This is a genomic window from Geobacillus sp. DSP4a (assembly GCF_013096875.1).
In the GTDB taxonomy this organism is placed as follows: Bacteria; Bacillota; Bacilli; order Bacillales; family Anoxybacillaceae; genus Geobacillus; species Geobacillus thermophilus.
Genome location: NZ_SDLD01000157.1, coordinates 1 through 766, shown reverse-complemented (window position 1 = coordinate 766; position 766 = coordinate 1). Strand labels below are relative to the sequence as shown.

At 53.5% G+C, this 766-nt stretch carries 1 protein-coding gene; it reads left to right on the top strand.

Annotation, left to right across the window (positions count from 1 at the left end):
• Positions 1-766, top strand: a 766-nt coding sequence (locus ETC02_RS16780) for an IS4-like element IS5377 family transposase (protein ID WP_171698461.1), incomplete at both ends; no start/stop codon positions are given.

Below are 766 nucleotides of genomic sequence, written 5' to 3'. Positions count from 1 at the left end.
GTATCCAAGAAAGCGAAAGAAGTTCCCTATGACATCATGAAACGCTTGTTGGCGTTGATCATTTCCAAGTGCAACCGCCAAACCCGCCGTTCGCTTCGGTTTCCCAAACCGCTTCGGGTGGTGGATTCGACGACCGTCACGGTCGGGAAAAACCGCCTCCCATGGGCGCCGTATCACGGCGAACGCGCCGGAGTGAAGCTGCACGTCGCGTATTCGCCGGAATCCTCGTTGCCGGCAGACGTGGTGGAAACGACCGGACTGCGTCACGATGGCCCAGTGGGAGAACAGTTGACGAACGCTCAACAAGTGCTGGTGGAAGACCGGGCGTATTTCAAAATCGAACGCCTCGATCGATTTGTGGAGCAGCATCAGCTCTTTGTCATTCGGATGAAGGACAACATCGAACTTCATCAGAAAAAAAGCTTGAAACGCCTTTCCAGCACATCCTCATCGGTTCAAGCCGACTTCACGTGCCAGTTGGGGACGAAACAATGCCGCTCCACCAAGCGTCACCGGGTGGTGATCTTTCGAGATGCGAATGGCCGCGACATTCGGGTCGTGACGAACCTCTTCCATGCGTCTGCGGAAACCATTGCCGACATGTACCAACAACGTTGGACTGTTGAGGTCTTTTTCCGTTGGGTGAAGCAATATCTGAATGTCCCGACCTTGTTTGGCACGACGGAAAATGCGGTATACAATCAGCTGTTTGCGGCGTTCATCGCGTATGTGTTGCTGCGATGGCTGTATGATCAAACCAAAAAAC